The sequence below is a fragment of the Dermacoccus nishinomiyaensis genome (assembly GCF_900447535.1).
Taxonomy (GTDB): Bacteria; Actinomycetota; Actinomycetes; order Actinomycetales; family Dermatophilaceae; genus Dermacoccus; species Dermacoccus nishinomiyaensis.
Genome location: NZ_UFXX01000001.1, coordinates 2,206,660 through 2,229,010, shown reverse-complemented (window position 1 = coordinate 2,229,010; position 22,351 = coordinate 2,206,660). Strand labels below are relative to the sequence as shown.

Here is a 22,351-nt window from a genome sequence, read left to right as displayed (position 1 = left end):
CGCTCAGCGAGCAGCGCGTTGCGCGAGTGCGATGTTGAGGTCGAGCACGTTGACCCGTTCGGCGCCGAGGTAGCCCAGGGCCGGCTTCTCGATGTGGGCGTCGATGACCTTCTCGACGTCGGCGACGCTCATCCCGCGGGCCGCGGCGATCCGCGGTGCCTGCCAGCGGGCATAGGCGACGCTGATGTCCGGGTCGACGCCGCTGCCGCTCGCGGTGAGGGCGTCGTCCGGGATCGGGCCCGTCGCGTTCGGGTTGGCCTTCGTCAGCGCCGCACGACGCTCGGTGATCGCCTTCTTCTGCTCGTCGGCGTTCTGGCCGAGGTTCGAGCCGCCGCTCTCGGCGCCGGGGGCGTCGACGGCGGACGGGCGCGCCGCGAACCACTTCGCGTCGCTCGTGGGTTGGCCGATGAGACTGGAACCCACCTCGCGACCCTCGGCGCGGACGATCGAGCCGTCCGCCCGGGCCGGCATCGCCCGCGCCACGCCCGTGACGAGCAACGGGTAGGCGATGCCGAGGACGACGGTGAGGACGAGGAGCGCACGAAGCGCGGCCCAACCCTGACGAAGAACGAACATGTCACTTCACTCCCGGGATGACGGACAGGACGAGGTCGATGAGCTTGATGCCCACGAAGGGCGCGATGACGCCGCCGACGCCGTAGACGAGCAGGTTGCGGCGCAGCATCGCGGCGGCACCGAGCGAGCGGTACGCCACGCCCTTGAGCGAGAGCGGGATGAGCGCGACGATGACGAGGGCGTTGAAGATGACCGACGACAGCATCGCCGACTCGGGGCTGTGCAGATGCATCATGTTGAGCTTGCTCAGGCCCGGGAAGATGACGACGAACATCGCGGGGATGATCGCGAAGTACTTCGCGACGTCGTTGGCGATCGAGAACGTCGTCAGCGCTCCGCGGGTGATGAGCAGCTGCTTGCCGATGGCGACGACGTCGATGAGCTTCGTCGGGTTGGAGTCGAGGTCGACCATGTTGCCGGCCTCCTTCGCCGCCGACGTGCCTGTGTTCATCGCCACGCCGACGTCGGCCTGCGCGAGGGCGGGCGCGTCGTTCGTGCCGTCACCGGTCATCGCGACGAGACGTCCGCCTTCCTGCTCGGCCTTGATGAGGCGCATCTTGTCCTCGGGCGTCGCCTCGGCGAGGAAGTCGTCGACCCCCGCCTCCTTCGCGATCGCGGCGGCCGTCAGCGGGTTGTCGCCCGTGATCATGACGGTGCGGATGCCCATCTCGCGCATCTGCGCGAAACGCTCGGCCATGCCGGGCTTGACGACGTCCTTGAGGTGGATGACGCCGAGCATCCGGGCGGTGCCGTCGGCGTCACGCTCGGCGACGACGAGTGGCGTGCCGCCGGCCTGGCTGATCGCCTCGACACGAGCGTCGATGTCGTGCGCCATGTGGCCGCCCAGCTCGTGCACCCACGCGGCGACGGCCGAGCCGGCGCCCTTGCGGATGGCGCTGCCGTCGGGCAGGTCGATACCGGACATGCGGGTCTGCGCGGTGAACGGAACGGTGACGACGTCCGCGATCTCGGTCGCCGTGAACCCTTCTGCCGCAGCGTATTCGACGATCGACCGGCCTTCGGGCGTCTCGTCGGCGAGCGACGACAGGCAAGCGGCGCGGACGAGATCCGCGCGCGAGACACCCTCGACGGGGACGACGTCACCGGCGCGGCGGTTGCCGTAGGTGATCGTGCCGGTCTTGTCGAGCAGCAGCGTCGAGACGTCACCTGCGGCCTCGACGGCGCGCCCCGACATCGCGAGCACGTTGTGCTGCACGAGGCGATCCATGCCGGCGATGCCGATGGCGGACAGCAGCGCACCGATCGTCGTCGGGATGAGGCAGACGAGCAGCGCGACGAGGACGACGAGCGACATGTCGTGGCCCGAGTAGCTCGCCATCGGCCAGATCGCCATGACGGCGAGGACGAAGATGATTGTCAGCGTCGTCAGCAGGATGCCGAGGGCGATCTCGTTCGGCGTCTTCTGCCGTTCGGCGCCCTCGACGAGCGCGATCATGCGGTCGATGAACGTCTCACCGGGCTTGCTCGTGATCTCGACGACGATGCGGTCCGACAGCACCGTCGTACCGCCGGTGACGGCGCAGCGATCGCCACCCGATTCGCGGATGACGGGCGCCGACTCACCGGTGATGGCCGACTCGTCGACCGTCGCGACACCGTCGACGACGTCGCCGTCACCGGGGATGACCTCGCCGGCCTCGACGACGACGCGGTCGCCGACGCGCAGTTCGGTGCCGGGCACGCGCTCCTCGCCGCCGTGCGGCATGAGGCGGCGGGCGATGGAGTCGACGCGGGTCTGACGCAGGGTGTCGGCCTGCGCCTTGCCGCGCCCTTCAGCGATGGCCTCGGCGAGGTTGGCGAACAGGATCGTCAGCCACAACCAGATCGTGACGGAGATCGAGAACACCGACGGGTGGATGATCGACAGCACCGTCGTGAGCACCGAGCCCACCCAGACGACGAAGATGACGGGGGTGCGCACGAGGTGGCGCGGGTCGAGCTTGCGCAGGGCGTCCGGCGCCGATTCGAGGGCCGTAAGGGCGAGTGATGCGTTCACGAGAGGGCCTCCGCGATCGGGCCGAGAGCGAGTGAGGGGAAGAAGGTCAGCCCGGCGACGATGACGATGATGCCGACGAGCAGACTGGTGAAGACGGGCCCGCGGGTCGGCATCGTGCCGGCCGTGGCGGGGCGCCGCTGCTGCGAGACGAGCGCGCCGGCGACGGCGAGCACGAGCACGATGGGCAGGAAGCGTCCGAGGAACATGCACGCCGCGAGCGTGAGGTTGAGGTACGGCTGGTCGGCCGCCAGGCCCGCGAAGGCGGAACCGTTGTTGTTCGACGCCGACGTGTAGGCGTACATCATCTCGCTCAGGCCGTGCGGGCCGTGGTTGAGCAGGGCGTCCTTCGCGACCGGCAGCACGACACCGGCGGCGGTGAACATCAGCACGAGCGCGGGCATGACGACGACGGCGAGCGCCGAGTACGTGATCTCGCGTCGGCCGATGGCCTTGCCGAGCAGTTCGGGCGTGCGTCCGACCATGAGGCCGGCGATGAAGACGGTGAGCAGCGCGAAGATGATGATGTTGTACAGGCCGGTGCCGACGCCGCCGGGCGAGACCTCACCGAGCATCATGTTGAGCATCATGAGGCCGCCGCCGAGGGGGCTCATCGAGTCGTGCATCATGTTGACGCCACCGGTCGAGGTGCCCGTCGTCGCGGTGCCGAACAGCACCGATCCGACGATGCCGAAGCGTTGCTCCTTGCCTTCCATCGAGCCGAGCGCACCGCTGGACTCGGCCCAGATGCCGAGGCCGGCGCTCAGGGTGAACAGGGCGCCCATGGCCGTCGTGAACACCGCGCCCTGACGGCGGTCGCCGACCATGAGGCCGTACATCCACGGCAACGAGAAGGGGATCGCGAGCACGAGGAGGATCTCGAACAGGTTCGTCCACGCGTTCGGGTTCTCGAACGGGTGCGCCGAGTTCGCGTTGAAGAAACCGCCACCGTTCGTGCCGAGCAGCTTGATGACCTCCTGGGAGGCGACGGGGCCGCCCTGGATCGTCTGGCTGCCGCCGACGAGCGTCGTCACGTCGTGCGGGCTGCTGAGGTTCTGGATGACGCCGCCCGCGACGAGCACGAGCGCGCCGACGAACGCGATGGGCAGCAGGATGCGGGTGCAGCTGCGCACGAGGTCGACCCAGAAGTTGCCGATCGTCGCGGCGTTGCTGCGCGCGATCGCGCGGCACAGGGCGACGGCGACGGCCATGCCCGTCGCGGCGGAGACGAAGTTCTGCACGTTCAGGCCGGCCATCTGGACGGTGTACCCGGCGCCCGACTCACCGCCGTAGCTCTGCCAGTTCGTGTTCGTCGTGAACGACACGGCCGTGTTGAAGGCCGTGTGCCAGTCCTGGCTGCGCCCCAGGCCCCAGGGCAGGACGCCCTGCGCCATGATGAGCGCGAACAGCAGCACGACGGACGCGACGCCGAACATGACGCTGGCGACGGCGTACGTGCGCCAGCCCTGCTCGACGCGCGGGTCGACGCCGACGGCCCGGTAGATGAGGCGCTCCGGCGCCCAGTCATTCTCATCCGTGAAGCAGCGGTACATCCAGGTGCCGAGCGGCACGTGGACGAACGCCAGCAGCAGCGCGATGGTGGCGATCATGCAGATCGCCTGAAGAGTGACGTTCATGTGCGCGGCCCTCAGAACTTCTCGGGCCGGATGAGGGCGTACAGCAGGTACCCCAGCAGTGCGAGGGCGATGATGCCCGCGATGACGATTTCGATCATGGATCGAGCGTGCAACCGCCCCGGCGGCGCACCGCTCGTCTTGAGGTCGCCTTGTCGCGTCTTGACGCGTTCTTTACGTCAGGCTCTTCCCCTGCGTCGCTGCCCCGGCGTTCAGGGACGCGGTGCGAAACCGGGCTGCACCTCGACGAGCCAGTCGAACGAGCGCGGGATCTTGCGCGTCCACACCGACAGGCGGTGGCCGCCGCCCTGCGCGATGCGCGCCGTGACGTCGGTGGGCCGCTTCACCACGGTGAGGAACTCCTTGACGGAGGGGTAGCTCACCTTGTCGGCGTCGGAGGCGAACAGCCACAGCGACACGGGCACCGGGTTGGCTTTCTCCAGGGCGATGAGGTCGTAGCTGCGCGCCTGCGGCGAGTTGGGGGAAACGGCGGGTGGCCGTCGAACTGCGGACGGAAGTAGCCCTGGTAGGCGACGGCGGCGCCGAACGTCGCGGGGTGCTTCATCGTCAGCATCGAGGCGCACCATCCGCCGAGGGAGTACCCCCACGTCGCCCACGACCCGCGCCCGGGCGCGACGGCGAAGGTGTGTTTCACCCACGTCGGCAGCGTGGAGGCGAGCCACGTCTCGGTCTGCAGGCCGTGCGGGTCGTCGATGCACTCCGTGTCGTCGTCGAGGGTGCGGTTGAGTTGCGGCACGACGACGATGGGCGCGGCGATGCGGCGGTCGCTGACAGCCCTGTCGACGCGTGTAGAGGTGGTCGAGCTTGCTGTACGTCTCTGGGCTTCCCGGCAATCCGTGCATCGCGACGATGACGGGGTGACGCGTCGCGGAGTGTTGGTCGTACCCCACCGGCAGCTGGACGTACACCTTGCGCGACGCGGTGGGGCGCCCGTCGGCGTTCTTCGGGCCCGGGATCTCGCACTTCTGCAGGCGCTGACCCGGCTGCGGCAGCGCGGGCAGGGCGTGCGGCGTCGTCGGCGCCGTCGGGGTGGCGCTCGCGGAGGGGCCTGCTGATCCAGGGCGGGCGCCGGCGTGGGCGCGCCGTAGTGACGCGGCGTGTCCGCAGGCGAGTCGCCGAGCAGGTCACCCCAACTCGTGTAGAACGCCTACTCGTTGTTGACAGGGCACCGATGAGCGCGAGCGTGGTGAACAGTGCCGTCAGGCCGAGGCGCGACAGCGCCTGCATCCACGGCTTGCGCCCCCCACGAGCCTCCCCGGACGATGACGACGAGAACGAGTGCCGCGGCGCAGCCGAGCACGATCGGCAGCCACGTCCCGTTCAACCCCATGGAGGAAGGGTGAGGACTCATCTGGGGAATTGCCCGTGAGCCCCGCTGGGAGAACGCTCCGAATCGTGGTGTGCGTCACGTGGAGGGCGTCGACGTCCGATCGGACGCGGCGTCGGCGTCGCCCTCGGAGGCGGTGAGGGTCGCGTCGGCGCTGCCCTCGGACGTGGTGGGTGCCGCGGTGATCCACCACGGCGTCGTCCTGCCGGGGCCGTCGCCGTACTGGGCGTCGAGTTCGGCGTCGGCGCGGAGGGCGCTCGCGCGATCGGCCCGCATCCATTCGATGAAGACGGCTGCGAGCAGGGGCAGCCCGACACTCTCGGCGACGGCGAGCAGCGCTCCCCCGGCGAACTTCTGATCGAGCGAGGTGGACATGTCGCCCCTGTAGGTGGCGGCGGACGCCGCGAAGCCGGGGAAGTGCGGCATGAGCAGATCGTGGTGCGTCATGACGAGGATGCCGGGGATCGCGTCGAACAGGCCGTCGACGCAGGCGAGCAGGACGCGCACGCCGGGCCCGGCCCACGCGGGCAGCAGATCGCCGGCGAGCAGGGGCAGCACGACGATGACGCCGACGACGAAAAGGTGCACGGTGAGCACGATGCGCATCGGCGTGGAGTCGAGCGCGGCCTGCCCGTAGGGCGTGAAGAAGACGACGATGACGCTCACCATCGCGAGGATCGAGCTGACGAACGGGTACATGAGCGCCCGTCCGAGGCGCCCGCCGAGCACTCGGCGCAGCGCCGTCGACCCCGTCGCGCCCTCGATGACGTCGACGGGGCGCGCGAGCGCGAAGCCGGTCGGGATGACGGCGACGAGCAGCGCGACCTGCAGCGCGAACACCCACATGAGGCGCGTCGACCACACCTCGACAGGCCCGCACAGCGTGTAGGCGAGGGCGCCGGCTCCGAACGTCAAGAACCACGCGAGCCACGAGACGTCAGCTCGTCCGCGACGGCGTGCGCGGATCCAGGCGGCGCCGTAGCCGATCGCCACGACTGCGACGAAGAGGGTGCCCCATGAGCCCGGTCGCCAGTCGGTCAGCCATGACGAGGCATGAAGTTCGTTCACAGCGGGCATTGTGCGCGCGTCGGCTGGGAGGGCGGTGAACTCGCCTTGGCGGCGGTTTCGAACGCGCTCGCGTCTCCTCGGGATCGGGCAACTGCGCACTGCGGCCACGACGCACACGGCTGGGCCCGCATTCGGACGGGTACGGCGAAGGCCCCCATCGGCGAACCGATGAGGGCCTTGCTGACGCTGGTCGGGGTGACAGGATTTGAACCTGCGACCTCGTCGTCCCGAACGACGCGCGCTACCAAGCTGCGCCACACCCCGCGACTCTCGTCATGCGCCACCGATGCGATCGGCAGCGACAACAAACCTTACATGCCGCGGCGCGTCGGCGCTAATCGTCGCGCACCGTCGTCACCGACGCCCGAGCGGCCCGTTCGTGAGCTACGTCATCGTGGCCGCGTCGCCACGTCCATCAGGGTGGCCAGGTGATACCATCAAGGGTCAGGGAGGAACGAACGCCAGGGGGAACAATCGTGGGCACGGACCACGACGGGCCACGCACGCCTCGCGGTCGCGGCACGGCTCGTCGCGACGGCGCCGAGACTGCAGGCCGGAGCGGGAGCGCGGCAGGCAGTCGCGACCGGAACGCAGGTCGTGGCGGCGTGCCCTCATCGAGCGATGACCTGCCCGGCTGGCTGTTCAGCGCCGACCCGCTGACGTCCCCGCCGCGATCAGCGAACGCTCCCGCAACGTCCTCTCCCGCATCTCGGGAAGCGTCCCCGAGCGCGCGCGTCAAGAACGACGCGGACACGTTGCGCGTCGAGCCATCGAGGGACGTCGTCGAGACGCCGGCGACAGCGGCGGCCTCCCGCACGACCGTCGGGCAGTCGGTCGACCGCACGAACCGAGCGGCCCGCGAGGCGAGCTCTCGGCCTCGGAGACGCCCCACGGACATGCTCGCGCCACCCCCGCGTCAGGCACCTCACCACGTGGAACGGCCGGCCCCGCCTGCTCGCGAATCCGCGGCGAGCAACGCGACGTCAGTGGACGCCGACGCGATGGACGCCACGGCAGACCCCACCACGTCGACCGACACGAGCGCCCCGTCCTCGGACGCCGCTCGCACTGACGCCACGACAGGCCCCACCACGCCGGCCGACACGAGCGCCCCGTCGTCCTCCGACGCCGTGCAACCAGCCTCCGACGCCGCGCGAGCGACCGTCGCGACTCCGCGGCGCGGCCGGCTGCCTGCCCTCGACGGCGTGCGCGCACTGGCGGTGCTGGCCGTCATGGCGTTCCATTTCCGGGTGCCCGGGTTCAGCGGCGGTTTCCTGGGCGTCGACATCTTCTTCGTGCTGTCGGGCTACCTCATCACGAGCCAGTTGTGGTCGCGCTGGCCGCTGCGCAGCATCGATCTGAAGGCGTTCTGGGCCGCTCGCGTGCGACGCCTCGCGCCCGCCGCACTGCTCCTGCTCGCCGTGACGACGCTCGTCACGGCGTGTTTCCATCCGTCCGGCCTCGCGCAGCAACTGCGCGATGCGGCGGCGGCGCTGACGTACACGTCGAACTGGTGGTACGTGTACGGCGGGCGGCAGTACGGCGACTTCGGTTCGTGGTGGTTCCTCGAACACCTGTGGTCGCTCGCGATCGAGGAGCAGTTCTACCTGCTGTGGCCGCTCGTGGTGGCGGGGGTGCTCCTCGCCGTTCGCGCCACACGAACGCGGCGTCACGTCCTGCTCGCCGTGACCATCGGCGGGGCGCTCACCTCGAGCATCGCGATGAGTGTCGGCGCCTTCGCCTCGAGCGGCCGCTGGGCCGACGACCCCACGCGCGTCTACTTCGGCACGGACACACACGTCATGGGCCTGCTCGTCGGCGCCGCCCTCGCACTGCTGCTCGACGGGCGGGGGTTCCGCTCGCGCCTCACATTCGCCCCGGCGACGACCCGCATGACGGCCGCCGGCGTCGCCGCGCTCGTCGCCGTCATCGTCGTGATGACGCAGCTCGACTTCCTCTCGATGGGTTTCTACCGCTGGGGCGGTTTCCTCGCCTTCTCACTCGTCGTGGCGGCGCTCGTGTGGGTCGTCGTCCATGACGGCCCGCTCACCCGCGCGTTGTCGTGGCGCCCGCTGCGCTACGTCGGCGACCGCTCGTACGGGCTGTACCTGTGGCACTGGCCGCTCGTGACGCTGCCGTTCGTCACCGACGCGATGGAGTCGTCGTGGCTGCTGCCCGCGATCGGGTTGAGCATCGCGACGTTCGTGCTCGCCGAACTGAGCTACCGCTACGTCGAGATGCCCGTGCGCCGCGCCGGGGTGCGCGCCTGCCTGCGTCGCGCGCGGGGCGCTGTCGTCGACCGCCATGTCGGCGCCATGGTCGCGAGTCTCGCACTCGCGGCAGCGCTCATCGTCACGGCGACACAGATCGTCGCGCACCGTCAGGGGTCGACCGAGACGACGGCACCCGCGCCCGGGATCGACGCCACGCCCACCCCGGCGCCGTCCGCCCCGCCGACGCCGGGGCACCCCGGGGCGCCGTCGACCTCGGCGAGCCCGTCGTCGTCGAGCAACACCCCCGTGGCCGGGCTCGACACCCGCGCCACGAAGCAGATGAGCATCAGCGTCTGGGGCGACTCCGTCCCCGCGTCCGTCGCGCTCAACCAGCTCCCGCACGCCTACCGCACGGTCGACAACCACGCCGCGAAGAGCCAGCAGGCGAACGCGGTGCTCGAGCAGGTCATGGCGGCTGCGAAGGCGGGGACGATCAGGAGCGACGTCGTCCTGATCCACACCGGCGACAACGGTGTCGTACCGCAGGAGATGCTCGCCAAGACCCTCGACGCGTTGAAGGACGAACGCGTCGTGCTCGTGCTGCCGAAGACCACGCTGGGCACCCAGAAGCAGGCGCTGCATGCGATCCGCGAGGCGGCGAAGGGCCGGCCGTGGGTGCACCTCGTCGACTGGTACGGCGCCTCCAAGGACCACCCCGAGTACTTCATCGACGGCGTCCACCCCACCCTCGCAGCGATGCCCGTCTACATCAGCCTCGTGCAGAAGGCCTCGAAGGCCTGACCACGACACGACTCGTCAGGCATACCTCCGTCGCGTGAACCGCGACAGATCCTGCGCGAGCCGTTCGAGCGCGTCAGCGGCGTGATGGCGACGATCCCACGCGGCGTGGAGGCGGATGCCGAGAGCGTCGCCGTCAGCGTCGCGGATCGTGAGGGGCACGAGGCCGAAGCGGGGGTCGTCGGTGAGGACGCAGACGCCGCGCCCGCTGGCCGCGACGGCCTGGGCGACGACGGGTGAGGCGAACTCCGCGCGGGGTTCGACGCCGAGCTGCTCTGCGTCGAGGGCTGCGTCGAGCACGCGGCGCGCCGAGAGGCTGCGTTCGAGCAGAAGCAGGTCAGCACCCGCGAGCTCGTCGAGGTCGACGGCATCGCGCTGCGCCCACGGATGGGTCGGCGCGACGCACGCCCACAGCGGCAGGCGCGCGACGACGCGGCTGCCCAACGCCGGGGGTGGTGCGAGCGGCGCCACGGCGAGGTCGGCTCCGCGACGCAACGTGTCGTAGACGTCGTCGACGGACGCTTCGGCGATGCTCGGCAGCGGCGCGTCGGCGGACCACGTCGCGAGCCAGGGGGCGAGGACGTCGTCGCGGGTCGTGCCGGGGCTGACGAGACGAACCCGCTGCAGACGGCCGGCTGCGACGCCGCGGGCCGCGTCACTCACGGCGTCGGCCTGGCGCAGCAGTCGACGCGCGACGGGCAGCACGTCGATGCCGGCGGAGGTGAGGCGCAGCCGCCCGTCCTCACGATCGAACAGGCGGATGCGCAGCTGCCGCTCCAACTGCTGGATCTGACGCGTGACGGCGGGTTGCCCCACGCCGAGTCGCGCCGCGCCGGCCGTCACCGTCCCGGCGTCGGCAACGGCGACGAAGCACTCGACCGCCCTCAACTCCATACCGTCCCCTTCTGCGATCTACGTCCACATCGGCGATCTACGGTCACTTTCACCGCCCTCGGCGGCTGGCCAGAGCCCATCAGCGGCCTATTCCCAACATGCATACCAATCATCGAAAATTGATATTGGACAGCATAGGCGCCAAGCCTCAGAGTGAGGGAGAACACTGATCGACCCTGGTCACTCGCACCTCGGTTCGATCCCGTACGACGAAAGGACACGGCCATGACGTCCGTCCCTCAGGAGCGCAAGCTCGTCACCGCCATCCCCGGCCCGAAGAGCCAGGAACTGCACCAGCGGACGAAGGGCGCGGTCTCCGCGGGCGTCGGCATCGGCCTGCCTGTCTACGTCGAGCGTGCGGGCGGCGGCATCCTCGTCGACGTCGACGGCAACCAGCTCATCGACTTCGGCTCCGGCATCGCCGTGACGAGCGTCGGCAACTCGGCGCCGAAGGTCGTCGAGAAGGCCAAGAACCAGCTCGACGACTTCACGCACACCTGCTTCATGGTGACGCCGTACGAGGAGTACACGGCCGTCTGCGAGAAGCTCAACGAGCTGACGCCCGGTGACCACGAGAAGCGTTCGGCGCTGTTCAACTCGGGCGCCGAGGCCGTCGAGAACGCCGTCAAGATCGCGCGCGTCCACACGGGCCGTCAGGCCGTCGTCGCGTTCGACCACGCCTACCACGGCCGCACGAACCTGACGATGGCGCTCACGGCGAAGAACATGCCGTACAAGCAGGGCTTCGGGCCGTTCGCGGGCGACGTCTACCGCATGCCGATGGCGTACCCGTACCGCTGGGTCGGCAACGCCGACACGATCACTGACGACGCCTTCGAGGCGTTCACGAGCGCTGTGCACGCGCAGATCGGCGAGCAGAACGTCGCGGCCGTCATCATCGAGCCCATCCAGGGTGAGGGCGGGTTCATCGTGCCGCCCGCCGGCTGGTTGAAGAAGGTCGCCGACTGGTGCCGCGAGAACGGCATCGTCTTCATCGCCGACGAGGTGCAGAGCGGTTTCTGCCGCACCGGCGACTGGTTCGCGTGCGACGCCGAAGGCGTTGTGCCCGACCTCATCACGACCGCCAAGGGCATCGCGGGCGGCCTGCCGCTCGCGGCCGTGACGGGCCGCGCCGAGATCATGGACGCCGTCCACGCAGGCGGCCTCGGCGGCACCTACGGCGGCAACCCCGTCGCCTGCGCGGGCGCCCTCGGCGCCATCGAGACGATGGAGTCGGAGAACCTGCCCGCGCGCGCCAAGGAGATCGAGGCGATCTTCCGCGAGCGCCTCGGCCAGATCGCCGACACGCACGACGTCGTCGGCGACATCCGCGGACGCGGCGGCATGATGGCCGTCGAGATCGTCAAGGCCGGCACGAAGGAGCCCGACGCCGACCTGACGAAGAAGATCGCGGCCGCCGCGAACGCTCAGGGCGTCGTCACGCTGACGGCCGGCACGTACGGCAACGTCCTGCGCTTCCTGCCGCCGCTCGTCATCGGTGACGGCCTGCTGCGCGAAGGCCTCGACATCATCGCCGAAGCGTTCGACTCCGCGACTGCCTGAGCGCCTGAGCGAGCACGACCATCCACAGGCTGTGTCGGATCGCCCCGCCCCGGGCGATCCGGCACAGCCGCTTCCACAGCTGCACCCGCCGTACTCGCCGGTACACCACGAATCTGGGATAGGAAAGACACATGGACACGAAGGCTCTGATCAACGACGTGCCGAAGCAGCTGTTCGTCGACGGCGCATGGCGCGACGCGGAGGGCGGCAAGACGCTCGAGGTGACGAACCCCGCGACCGGCGAGGTCCTCGCGCGCGTCGCCGACGCCTCCCCCGCTGACGGCGACGCAGCCCTCGCCGCCGCGCACGCCGCGCAGGCGAGCTGGGCGGCCACCACACCGCGTGAGCGTTCCGAACTGCTGCGCAAGGCGTTCGAGCTGCTCATCGAGCGCACCGACGACTTCGCGGCGCTCATGACCCTCGAGATGGGCAAGCCCTTCGCCGAGGCCAAGGGAGAGGTCGCCTATGGCGCCGAGTACTTCCGCTGGTTCGCGGAGGAGGCCGTGCGCATCAACGGCACGTACCTGCCCGCCCCCGCGGGCGGATCGCGACTGCTGTCGATGAAGCAGCCCGTCGGCCCGTGCCTCATGATCACGCCGTGGAACTTCCCGCTCGCCATGGGCACGCGCAAGATCGGTCCGGCGCTCGCGGCCGGTTGCACGATGGTCATCAAGCCCGCCGCCGAGACGCCGCTGACGATGCTCGCCCTCGTCGCGCTCCTCGAGGAGGTCGGCGTCCCGAAGGGTGTCGTCAACGTCGTCACGACGAGCGATTCGGGCGGCGTCATGGAGCCGCTCATTCGCGACCCGCGAGCTCGCAAGCTGACGTTCACCGGCTCGACGGCTGTCGGCCGCAAGCTCGTCGAGCAGTCGGCCGAGCAGTTGCTGCGCGTGTCGATGGAGCTCGGTGGCAACGCGCCCTTCATGGTCTTCGAGGACGCTGACGTCGACGCGGCCGTCGAGGGCGCGATGGCGGCGAAGATGCGCAACATCGGTGAGGCCTGCACGGCCGCGAACCGTCTGTATGTGCACGAGTCGGTCGCCGCGGAGTTCGGCGAGAAGTTTGCCGCGAAGATGAAGGCGATGACGGTCGGCAACGGCATGGACGAGGGCGTCACCGTCGGCCCGCTCATCACCGGCAAGGCCGTGAAGAACGTCCAGCGACTCATCGACGGTGCCGTCGCCGCGGGCGCCACGAAGGTGTGCGGCGACGAGCAGGTGCCGAGCGAGGGCAACTTCGTCGCCCCCACCGTCCTGACGAACGTGCCCGGTGACGACGACATCGTGCGCGAGGAGATCTTCGGCCCGGTCGCCGCGATCCAGACGTTCACCGACGAGGACGACGTCATCGCCCGCGCGAACTCGACGGAGTACGGCCTCGCCGCGTACTTCTTCTCGAAGGACTACTCGCGGGCGCTGCGGGTCGCCGAGAAGCTCGAGTACGGCATGGTCGGCGTCAACGTCGGCGTCATCTCGAACCCGGCCGCGCCGTTCGGCGGGGTCAAGGCCTCCGGATTCGGCCGCGAGGGCGGCTTCCAGGGCATCGACGAGTACCTCGAGACCAAGTACGTGGGCATGGCGCTCTGAGCGCCTGCGACGAAGGGGCATGTGATGAGTGAAGCCATCTACACGGTGACGAACCCGGCGACGGGTGAGGTCGAGGAGACCTTCCCCACCGCGACCGACGATGAGGTGATGGCCGCCCTCGAGCGCGCCTACGCCGCCCGCGAGCGCTGGCGCAAGGTGCCGCTCGAGGAGAAGATCGCGATCATCGAGCGCGTCGCGGCCGAGTACGACTCGCGTCAGGAGGAACTGGCGCGCATCATCGGTGACGAGATGGGCAAGCCTTACGGCGACGCGACGGGTGAGGTGTGGCTCTCGGGCGACATCCACGCGTACAACGCGAAGCACGCGCCGGAGGTGCTTGCCGACGAGGAGCTCGACCTGGGCGAGCGTGACGGGCGCGCGTACATGCGCAAGGAGCCCGTCGGCGTCATCGTCGGCGTCATGCCGTGGAACTACCCCTACTACCAGGTCGCGCGTTTCGCGGCGCCGAACCTGCTGCTCGGCAACGTCATCCTGCTCAAGCACGCGCCGCAGTGCCCGCGTTCGGCGAAGGTGATCGAGGAGATCTATCACGCCGCCGGGGTGCCGAAGGATGTCTATCAGAACCTCTACGCGACGAACGAGCAGATCGCGATGCTCATCGACGACCCGCGCGTGCAGGGCGTGTCGTTGACGGGTTCGGAGCGTGCCGGTTCGGCCGTCGGTGAGCATGCGGGGCGCAACCTGAAGAAGGCCGTGCTCGAGCTCGGCGGCAGTGACCCGTTCATCGTGCTGCCGGACGCCGACATCGACAAGGCCGTCGAGGACGGCATCCTCGGCCGCTTCGAGAACTCGGGCCAGGCGTGCAACGCGGCGAAGCGGTTCATCCTCATCGGCGACGAGACGTACGACAAGTTCGTGCCGAAGTTCGCCGAGGCCGTCGCCGGGTTGAAGATGGGCGACCCGCACGACGAGTCGACGAACATCGGCCCGCTCGTCACGGAGGCCGCCGCGAAGGGTATTCAGGCGCAGATCGACGACGCCGTCGACGCGGGCGCCGAGGTGGTCGTCGGTGGCAAGCGTCCTGACGGTCCGGGCGCGTACGTCACGCCGACGGTGCTCGCCGGCGTCACGCCGCAGATGCGCGCGTGGAGCGAGGAGATCTTCGGCCCCGTCGCCGTCATGTACAAGGCGGCCGACGAGGACGAGGCCGTGCGCATCGCGAACGACACGCTGTTCGGTCTCGGCGCGTCGGTGCACTCGGCTGACGTCGACGCCGCGCTGCGCGTGGCCGATCGGCTCGAGTCGGGCATGGTGTCGATCAACGAGGCCCCCGGTTCTTCGTCGGAGCTGCCGTTCGGTGGCGTCAAGCGTTCCGGTTTCGGGCGCGAGCTCGGCACGTACGGGTTCGACGAGTTCTGCAACAAGCGGATGATCCGCATCGCGGGCTGACGAAGCTCGAAGGGGCGGGGTGCACCGCAGCGAAGCGAGGATGTGCCCCGGCCCCTTCGGGCGCGCGTCGGACCGCCGAAGTGATCGCGGGCTGACGAAGTACGCCCAACTGACCCTCGGGGCCTGAGAACGCCCCACTCGTGCGTCACGTCGCACGAGTGGGGCGTTCTTGCGTCACAGCATCCCGACTTACGCGACATGTCGCGCCATCGGGGTACTGCATCCGACGTCAGCCATTCATGACGAACGTCGCCCGCGAACGCGTCAGATCTGACACCTTCGCGGGCGACGTTCGAGCTCACCGTGAGCGACGGGTTCAGCCCGCGACGACGGCGCCCTCCGGTGCGAGGTCGACGCCGGCCGGCTGGGCCTCGGCGTCGGGGCGCACACGTCGCGGGACGAGCATCGCGATGGCGGCGCCCGCGACGGCGGCGCAGGCCCCGATGATGAAGCACACCTTGAACGCGCCCTCCGTCGGGATGGCGGGCGTCCCCGGCGCGAGGACGGTCGTGCGGCTCGTCAGCACGGCGGCCATGACGGCGCCGGCGACGGTCGTGCCGACCGAACGCATCAGGCCGTTGACGCCGACGCTGGCGCCGGCCTCGTGCATCGGCACGTTGTCGAGGATGAGCGTCGGCATCGCGGCGTAACCGATGCCGACACCCGCCGACGCGACGCACGAGGCGACCATGAGCTGCCACGGCGCGTTCATGAGGAACAGCGCGATGACGTAGCCGATGCTGATGACGAGCGCACCGGTGGCGAGCGTCACCCGCGCACCGCGGTGCGTGATGAGCGCGCTCGAGACGGGCGCGAACGCCATCATCATGAGGCCCGCGGGAGCCATCCACAGCCCGGCGTGCAGGATCGACTGGCCGAGACCGTACCCGGTGGCCTCGGGCATCTCGAGCAGCTGCGGCACGATGATGGACTGCGCCATCATGCCGAATCCGACGAGCACGGCCGCGAGGTTCGTGAACAACACCGGGCGGCGCGCCATGGTGCGCAGGTCGACGAGCGGATCGTGGTGACGCAGCTCGTACGCGCCCCAGACGAGCAGCACGATGACACCGGCGACGATGCTGCCGATCGTGCGCCCACTGCCCCACCCCCATTCGGAGCCCTTCGAGACACCGACGAGCGCCGAGACCAGACCCACGGCGAGACCGATGATGCCGACAGGGTCGATGTGCGCCGGGTGCTCGTCGTGGATGTGCGGCACGACGAACGCCGTCAGCACGACGACGACGGCGGCGAGCACCGCGGACAGCCAGAACAGGTCGTGCCACGAGTAGTCCTGCGCGATCCACGCTGCGAGCGGCAGACCAAGCGCACCACCGACACCGAGCGTCGCGCTGACGGCGGCGACGGCGCCCGTCGCACGCGCGGGCGGAGCGACCTCGCGCACGAGACTGATGGCGACCGGGATGTAGCCCATCGCCATGCCCTGCAGCGCGCGGCCGACGAGGAACGGCGCGAGGGTGCTCGACAGCGCCGCGACGACCGAACCGAGGACGAGCAGCGTCGCCGATACGAGCAGGACTCGCTTCTTGCCGTACATGTCGGCGAGGCGGCCGGTGACGGGCATCGTCACGGCGCCGGCGAGCAGCGTCGCCGTCACCGCCCAGGAGGCGTTGCTCGCGGACGTGTGCAGCAGCTCCGGCAGTTCGCGCTGGATCGGGATGACGAGGGACTGCATGAGCGCGCCGCTGAGGCTGCCGATGCAGAGGACGGCGACGACCGTCATCGGGGAGAAGCGCATCGCGGGGGCGGCCCCGGTCGGCGCGGTGGGTGAGGACAAGTGACCACTCCGTTTGTGTAAATTACATACCTACCCGATGAGATTACATTTAGTTGTACGAAGCAACAAGCGGGGGGGACGGGATGGCGGCAGACGTGGCGAGCGACATCGACACCGCCGCCGACGACGGCAACGGCGACCGTGCCCGCACCATGGCGCGCCTGCTCTCTCACTTCGACATCATGCGCCGCGCCGAGGAGCAGGCGAGCGAGTTGCGCATCGCCGAGGGCCGCCTGCTGTGGCTGCTGACGGGCGACGGCCCGCCGCGCACGCTCAAGCAGATCGCGTGCGAACTTGAGCTCGAGCAGTCAACGGCGAACCGTCAGGTCAACGCTGCGGTGCGGGCCGGCGTCGTCCGGCGATTCCGCGAATCCGGGTCTCACGCCTGGCTCTTCGAGGCGAGCGACGACGGCGCGGCGCTCTACGAGCGCAGCGTCGGACGTCACCTCGACCGCGTCGACGACGCCCTCGCCGCTCTGCCCGCCGGCGAACGCGAACGTCTCGTCAGCTCGTTCGCGACGTTCATCGACGCCTACAAGGAACCGTCGGCGACCTCACCCCACGGCTCACCGCGCGACGACACGTCCTGAGAGTCCCCGGCCACACCGCGAAGCCGCCGTGACCGTCACCCTCGCCATCCCGTACCCAACGGCGATCTACGTCCACATCGGCGATTTTCGTTCACCTTCGTGAAGGTGAACGAAAATCGCAGATGTGAACGGGAATCGCAGAGGGGTCAGCTCATCGCGAACATCTCGAGGTGGGTCTTGACGACGATGACGCGCGGGCCGTTGACGTCGGCGGCGAACGTCGCGCGCAGGGCGTCGGTCAACTCGTCGTAGCCGACCTCGTCACCCACAGCCACCTCTTGAGCCTCGACACCGAACGACTCCGCCAAGGCGACGAAGTCCGGGCGCGCGAGTTCGGTGTGCGTCGCCTGGCCAAACGTCGCCTCCATGTACTCGCGCAGGATGCCGTAGCCGCCGTCGTCGACGATGAGCCACGTGACGGGGATGCCGTGTTGCACGGCCGTCGCGAGTTCGGCGATCGAGTACATCGACGAGCCGTCACCAGCGACGGCGACGACGCGCTCGTGCCCGCCGACGGAGAACGCCGCGTCGACGTCCGTCAGCTTTGCGCCGCGCTTCTCCGCGAGCGCGACGGCGCCGCCGAGTGCGGCCGGGAACGCGAACCCGAGCCCGCCGGCGCCCTGACCCGAGTGGAAGCCGCCGGAGCGGCCGTCCCAGCAGTTCCAGGCCCAGTAGGCGGCGATCGTCATGTCCCAGAACGTCGGCACCTCGTCGGGGATGCCGGCGCGGATGGCGTCCATGAACGCGCGCTCGTGGGCGAGATCCTGACCGTCGAGCCGGGCGACGATCGCCTTGCGCACTTCGGCAGCACGCTCGGCTCCCGGCGCGCGCCCCGCGGGCGCCTCTGCCGGGAACGCCGCGACGAACGCATCGAGCGCCGCCTTCGCGTCGCACGCGATGCCGAGCGCGGGGTGGTTCGACTCGAGAACGCGCGGCTCGGCGTCGACGTGGATGAGCTTGCCGGCGGGCTTCAGCGTGAAGTAGTTCGACGTCACCTCACCGAGCGAGGTGCCGACCGCGAGCAGGACATCGGCGTCCGCGAGGAGGTCGGTGACGGCGCGGTCCTCGACCCACGACCCCATCGACAACGGGTGATCGACCGGAAAACCCGAGTTGCCACCCGGCGAGCAGACGACGGGTGCGTCGAGCTTCTCCGCCAGGGCGAGCAGCGCCCTCTCGGCGCCGGCGCGGCGCACGCCGCCACCAGCGACGATGGCAGGGCGCTTCGCGCCCGCGAGCAACTTCACCGCAGCCCAGACGAGTTCGGGGCGCGGCCCCTCCGGCGTCGGCGCCGAGACGGCCGTGCGGATCGGCGGGATCTCCGTCTTCGCGAGCAGCACGTCCTGCGGCACCTCGACCCACACGGGCCCGCGCGGATACGTCATCGCCTCGACCCACGCCGACTCGATGGCCGTCGGGATGGCGGCGTGGTGCGTCACCGTGCGCTGCGACTTCGTCACGTCGATGGCGGCGCGGCGCTGCTCGTCGAGCTGGTGCAGCATGCCGCGACGCGCGCCGCCGAGGCCCGAGACGGGCACCTGCGAGGCGACGACGACCATCGGCACGCTCGTCGCGTACGCCTCCTGCAGCCCGGGCAGCGCCGTCAGGGCACCCGGCCCGGTCGACAGGAACAGCGCGGCCGGCTTGCCTGAGACGCGCGAGTAGCCGTCGGCCGCGAAGGCTGCGTTGTTCTCGACGCGCGAGCTCATGAAGTGCAGCCCCGAGCGGCGCAGCGCGTCGAACAGGCCCAGCGCGTGCTGACCGGGAATGCCGAACACCGTCGTCGTGCCGAGCGCTTCGAGCGTCTCGACGACGAGGTCGCCACCGTTGCGGATCTTCTCGCCCTCGCCCGCCGGCGCGACGGCTTCGGGCTCGGGGTGACGGATCTGCTCGCTCAACGCTGGGCCCCGTACACCGTGCCGGACTCGCCGTACGCGGGCCCGCCGGGCGCGGCGTCCGCACCGAGCGCGAGCAGCGACATGTACTCGTAGACGACGTTGGCGGCGGCCAGGCCCGTCAGTTCGGCGTGGTCGTAGGGCGGTGCGACCTCGACGACGTCGGCGCCGATGAGGTTCGTGCCGCGCAGACCGCGCAGGATCTCGAGCAGCTCACGCGACGCCAGACCGCCCGGCTCGGGGGTGCCGGTGCCCGGCGCGTGCGCGGGGTCGAGCACGTCGATGTCGAGCGAGACGTACAGCGGACGGTCGCCGACGCGCTCGCGCAGGAACCCGACGACCTCGTCGACGCCCATGCGCATGACGTCGTTGCTCGTCACGACACCGAAGCCGAAGCGCGCGTCGTCCTCGAGGTCCTGCGTGCCGTACAGCGGGCCGCGCGTGCCGACGTGGCAGACGCCGGAGGAGTCGATGAGGCCCTCCTCGAACGCCCGGCGGAACGGCGTCCCGTGCGTGTACTCGGCGCCGAAGTAGGTGTCCCACGTGTCGAGGTGCGCGTCGAAGTGCAGCAGCGCGACGGGGCCGTGCTTCTTCGCGTGCGCGCGCAGCAGCGGCAGGGCGAGGGTGTGGTCGCCGCCGATCGTGATGAGCGAGGTGCCCTCGTCGACGAACTGACGTGCACCCTCCTCCGCTTCCTTCAGCGCCGACTCGATGTCGAACGGGTTGAGCGCGATGTCACCGGCATCGGCAATCTGCATCTGCGCGAACGGCGACACGGACTGCGCCGGGTTGAACGGGCGCAGCAGACGCGAGCTCTCGCGCACGTGCGTCGCGCCGAAACGCGCACCGGGGCGGTAGGAGACGCCGGTGTCGAACGGCATGCCGACGACGGCGACGTCGGCCTTCGAGACGTCCTCGATGCGCGGCAGGCGCGCGAACGTGCCGAGGCCGGCGTACCGCGGCGTGAGGGCGGCATTGACGGGCCCGACGTTGCCGCCGGCCTCGATGCGGGGGTGATCCATCTCGTCCTCTTCCTCTTCCGACGAGGCGTGCGCACGCCCGGTGCGAGCACCCCGTCGAGCCGTCGAACGGCCACTCATCAGGTCACGATCAGATTAACGGACGTGTTTACCAATGCGAATCTCTCGTTTGTCACGAGTCGATCTCGTATATTCATACGGTTCACCGTGGACTCATGCCAGAGCCATGCCACCCGGATCCAAGGAGGCCCTCGTGGACCTCAACCTCGTGATCGTCGTCCTCTACCTCGTCGCCATGCTCGGCTTCGGGTTCTGGGGCCGCTCGCGCACCCAGAACTCCAGCGACTACCTCGTCGCCGGCCGCCGCCTCGGCACCTTCCTCTACACCGGCACGATGGCGGCCGTCGTCCTCGGTGGCGCCTCCACGGTCGGCGGGGTCGGCCTCGGCTACAAGATGGGGTTGTCGGGCATGTGGCTCGTCGTCGCCATCGGCGTCGGCGTGCTCCTGCTGTCGCTGCTGTTCGCCGGCACCATCTCGAAGCTGCGCGTCTACACCGTCAGCGACATGCTGAAACTGCGCTACGGCAGCAAGAGCGCCGCGGGCGCGTCCAGCATCGTCATGATGCTCTACACGATGTTCCTCGTCGTCACCTCGACCGGCGCGTACGCCACCGTCCTGCACGTGCTGACGGGCCTCGACAGCTGGATCTGCATCGCCATCGGCGGCGCCGTCGTGCTCGTGTACTCCGTCATCGGCGGCATGTGGTCGATCACCCTGGCCGACCAGGTGCAGTTCATCATCAAGACGATCGGCGTCTTTGCGCTCATGCTGCCGTTCGTGCTCGTCAAGGCCGACGGCTTCTCCGGCATCCGCGAGCGCCTGGGCGACGACTACTTCGCCATCGCCGGCGGCAAGGTCGGCGCCGACACGCAGACGATCATCACGTGGTTCGTCGTCTACATGTTCGGCATGCTCATCGGCCAGGACATCTGGCAGCGCGTCTTCACCGCGCGCACCCCGAAGGTAGCGCGTCTCGGCGGCACCATGGCCGGTGTCTACTGCATCCTCTACGGCGCGGCCGGCGCGATCATCGGCATGGGCGCGCACGCCGTCCTCGGCGACGGCATCAAGGCGAAGAACGACGTCTACGCCGAGGTCGCCGACAAGATCCTGCCCGTCGGCATCGGCGGTCTCGTGCTCGCCGCCGCCGTCGCGGCGATGATGTCGACGGCGTCCGGCGCGCTCATCGCGTGCGCGACGGTGGCCCGCAACGACGTCGTCCCGTTCCTGACGGGCCGTGCCCGCGCGGTCGACGACGTCGCCGTCGACGCCTACAGCGACCACGACGCCCGCGCCCTGAAAAGCACGGGTTCACACGCCGCGAACCACGACGCGTCCGACCCGCACAGTGAGAAGAACATCCGCGAGAACCGCGCGTTCGTCCTCGGGCTCGGCGTGCTGACGGTGCTCATCTCGATCCTCATGGCGCGCCTCGACAACGGCGGCGACCTCGTCGTCGCGTCGCTGACGGTGGCGTACGACATCCTCGTCGGCGGCCTGCTCGTCGCCATCCTCGGCGGTTTCGTGTGGAAGCGCGCCAACGGCACGGGCGCCGCGATCTCGATGCTCGTCGGCACGCTCGTCACCGTGGCCGGGATGGTCTACCAGGCGAACAAGCTCGGCGACACCCTGAATGGCATCCTCGCCAATGAGCCGATCTACTACGGCCTCATCGCCTCGCTCGTCACGTTCGTCGTCGCTTCCCTCGCGACGCCGAAGACGGACGACGCGGTGCGCGCCGAGTGGGACGCCCGCGTCCACCGCCCCGCCGACGTCGAACTCGACGCCACGCCGACCGCACGCTGAGGCACCTGCCCGCCTCGGCTTGACGATGCCGCCGTCCGCTCGCACGCTGGAGCGGACGGCGGCATCGGCGTCCCTGCTGAGTCACGACGCGCCCCATCGCGCCCCGAAGACCGC

General features: G+C 69.8%; 17 protein-coding genes and 1 tRNA gene. 6 read left to right on the top strand and 12 right to left on the bottom strand.

The features are described 5' to 3' along the window. Positions 1-3 precede the first annotated feature (3 nt). From kdpC to DYE07_RS10350, 8 genes are all read right to left on the bottom strand, one after another. Positions 4-576 carry a potassium-transporting ATPase subunit KdpC gene (gene kdpC, locus DYE07_RS10385; protein WP_006944032.1) on the bottom strand — a complete coding sequence of 191 codons (573 nt, stop codon included), beginning with the start codon at positions 574-576 and terminating at the stop codon, positions 4-6. A gap of 1 nt (position 577) precedes the next feature. After that, positions 578-2,593 carry a potassium-transporting ATPase subunit KdpB gene (gene kdpB, locus DYE07_RS10380; RefSeq protein WP_115296931.1) on the bottom strand — a complete coding sequence of 672 codons (2,016 nt, stop codon included), beginning with the start codon at positions 2,591-2,593 and terminating at the stop codon, positions 578-580. Continuing rightward, positions 2,590-4,227, bottom strand: a complete 1,638-nt coding sequence (gene kdpA, locus DYE07_RS10375; RefSeq protein ID WP_006943959.1) for a potassium-transporting ATPase subunit KdpA — start codon at positions 4,225-4,227, stop codon at positions 2,590-2,592. Before kdpA ends, kdpB begins: the two co-directional genes overlap by 4 nt. An 11-nt stretch (positions 4,228-4,238) precedes the next feature. Next, positions 4,239-4,340 carry a K(+)-transporting ATPase subunit F gene (gene kdpF, locus DYE07_RS10370; protein ID WP_197079011.1) on the bottom strand — a complete coding sequence of 34 codons (102 nt, stop codon included), beginning with the start codon at positions 4,338-4,340 and terminating at the stop codon, positions 4,239-4,241. Between the two features lie 96 nt (positions 4,341-4,436). Next, the gene (locus tag DYE07_RS15425; protein WP_062256086.1) at positions 4,437-4,643 is read right to left on the bottom strand and encodes a hypothetical protein; all 207 of its coding nucleotides are present in this window, start codon (positions 4,641-4,643) and stop codon (positions 4,437-4,439) included. Further along, positions 4,604-4,981 carry an alpha/beta hydrolase-fold protein gene (locus DYE07_RS15420; protein ID WP_006943979.1) on the bottom strand — a complete coding sequence of 126 codons (378 nt, stop codon included), beginning with the start codon at positions 4,979-4,981 and terminating at the stop codon, positions 4,604-4,606. The genes DYE07_RS15425 and DYE07_RS15420 overlap by 40 nt, the downstream gene beginning before the upstream one ends. Before the next feature lie 669 nt (positions 4,982-5,650). Further along, positions 5,651-6,640: a cytochrome c oxidase assembly protein gene (locus DYE07_RS10355; RefSeq protein WP_172462989.1), complete on the bottom strand. Its 990-nt coding sequence runs from the start codon at positions 6,638-6,640 to the stop codon at positions 5,651-5,653. Positions 6,641-6,827: 187 nt separating this feature from the next. Beyond that, positions 6,828-6,904 (bottom strand) — tRNA-Pro (locus tag DYE07_RS10350). A 668-nt stretch (positions 6,905-7,572) separates the two neighbouring features. Between DYE07_RS10350 and DYE07_RS10345 the strand changes: the two genes are divergently transcribed. Then, complete coding sequence (locus tag DYE07_RS10345; protein WP_172462988.1) at positions 7,573-9,654, top strand: acyltransferase family protein; 2,082 nt, start codon at positions 7,573-7,575, stop codon at positions 9,652-9,654. A 15-nt stretch (positions 9,655-9,669) separates the two neighbouring features. On the opposite strand, the gene DYE07_RS10340 is transcribed toward DYE07_RS10345, so the two are convergent. Continuing rightward, a complete protein-coding gene (locus DYE07_RS10340) occupies positions 9,670-10,545 on the bottom strand; it encodes a LysR family transcriptional regulator (RefSeq protein WP_062256092.1) in 876 nt (291 codons plus the stop codon). A 225-nt stretch (positions 10,546-10,770) separates the two neighbouring features. Here DYE07_RS10340 and gabT point away from each other — a divergent pair, with 225 nt between their 5' ends. The 3 genes from gabT (at position 10,771) to DYE07_RS10325 (ending at position 15,104) form a co-directional block, all read left to right on the top strand. Continuing rightward, the gene (gene gabT / locus DYE07_RS10335) at positions 10,771-12,108 is read left to right on the top strand and encodes a 4-aminobutyrate--2-oxoglutarate transaminase (RefSeq protein ID WP_006943994.1); all 1,338 of its coding nucleotides are present in this window, start codon (positions 10,771-10,773) and stop codon (positions 12,106-12,108) included. A gap of 131 nt (positions 12,109-12,239) precedes the next feature. Beyond that, a complete protein-coding gene (locus tag DYE07_RS10330; RefSeq protein ID WP_115296927.1) occupies positions 12,240-13,694 on the top strand; it encodes an NAD-dependent succinate-semialdehyde dehydrogenase in 1,455 nt (484 codons plus the stop codon). A 24-nt stretch (positions 13,695-13,718) separates the two neighbouring features. Then, positions 13,719-15,104 carry an NAD-dependent succinate-semialdehyde dehydrogenase gene (locus tag DYE07_RS10325; protein ID WP_115296926.1) on the top strand — a complete coding sequence of 462 codons (1,386 nt, stop codon included), beginning with the start codon at positions 13,719-13,721 and terminating at the stop codon, positions 15,102-15,104. Between the two features lie 316 nt (positions 15,105-15,420). On the opposite strand, the gene DYE07_RS10320 is transcribed toward DYE07_RS10325, so the two are convergent. Beyond that, positions 15,421-16,905 (bottom strand): MFS transporter, encoded by a 1,485-nt coding sequence (locus tag DYE07_RS10320; RefSeq protein WP_231729417.1) that lies wholly within the window; start codon positions 16,903-16,905, stop codon positions 15,421-15,423. A gap of 83 nt (positions 16,906-16,988) precedes the next feature. Between DYE07_RS10320 and DYE07_RS14790 the strand changes: the two genes are divergently transcribed. Further along, entirely contained in the window at positions 16,989-17,495 is a 507-nt protein-coding gene (locus tag DYE07_RS14790) for a MarR family winged helix-turn-helix transcriptional regulator (RefSeq protein WP_172462987.1), read from the top strand. 146 nt (positions 17,496-17,641) lie between these two features. Here DYE07_RS14790 and DYE07_RS10310 read toward each other — a convergent pair whose 3' ends face one another. Next, complete coding sequence (locus DYE07_RS10310; RefSeq protein ID WP_370447737.1) at positions 17,642-19,393, bottom strand: thiamine pyrophosphate-binding protein; 1,752 nt, start codon at positions 19,391-19,393, stop codon at positions 17,642-17,644. Continuing rightward, complete coding sequence (gene speB, locus DYE07_RS10305) at positions 19,390-20,412, bottom strand: agmatinase (RefSeq protein ID WP_115296925.1); 1,023 nt, start codon at positions 20,410-20,412, stop codon at positions 19,390-19,392. The genes DYE07_RS10310 and speB overlap by 4 nt, the downstream gene beginning before the upstream one ends. A 253-nt stretch (positions 20,413-20,665) precedes the next feature. Between speB and DYE07_RS10300 the strand changes: the two genes are divergently transcribed. Beyond that, positions 20,666-22,237, top strand: a complete 1,572-nt coding sequence (locus DYE07_RS10300) for a sodium:solute symporter family transporter (protein ID WP_370447741.1) — start codon at positions 20,666-20,668, stop codon at positions 22,235-22,237. The last annotated feature ends 114 nt before the right edge of the window (positions 22,238-22,351 follow it).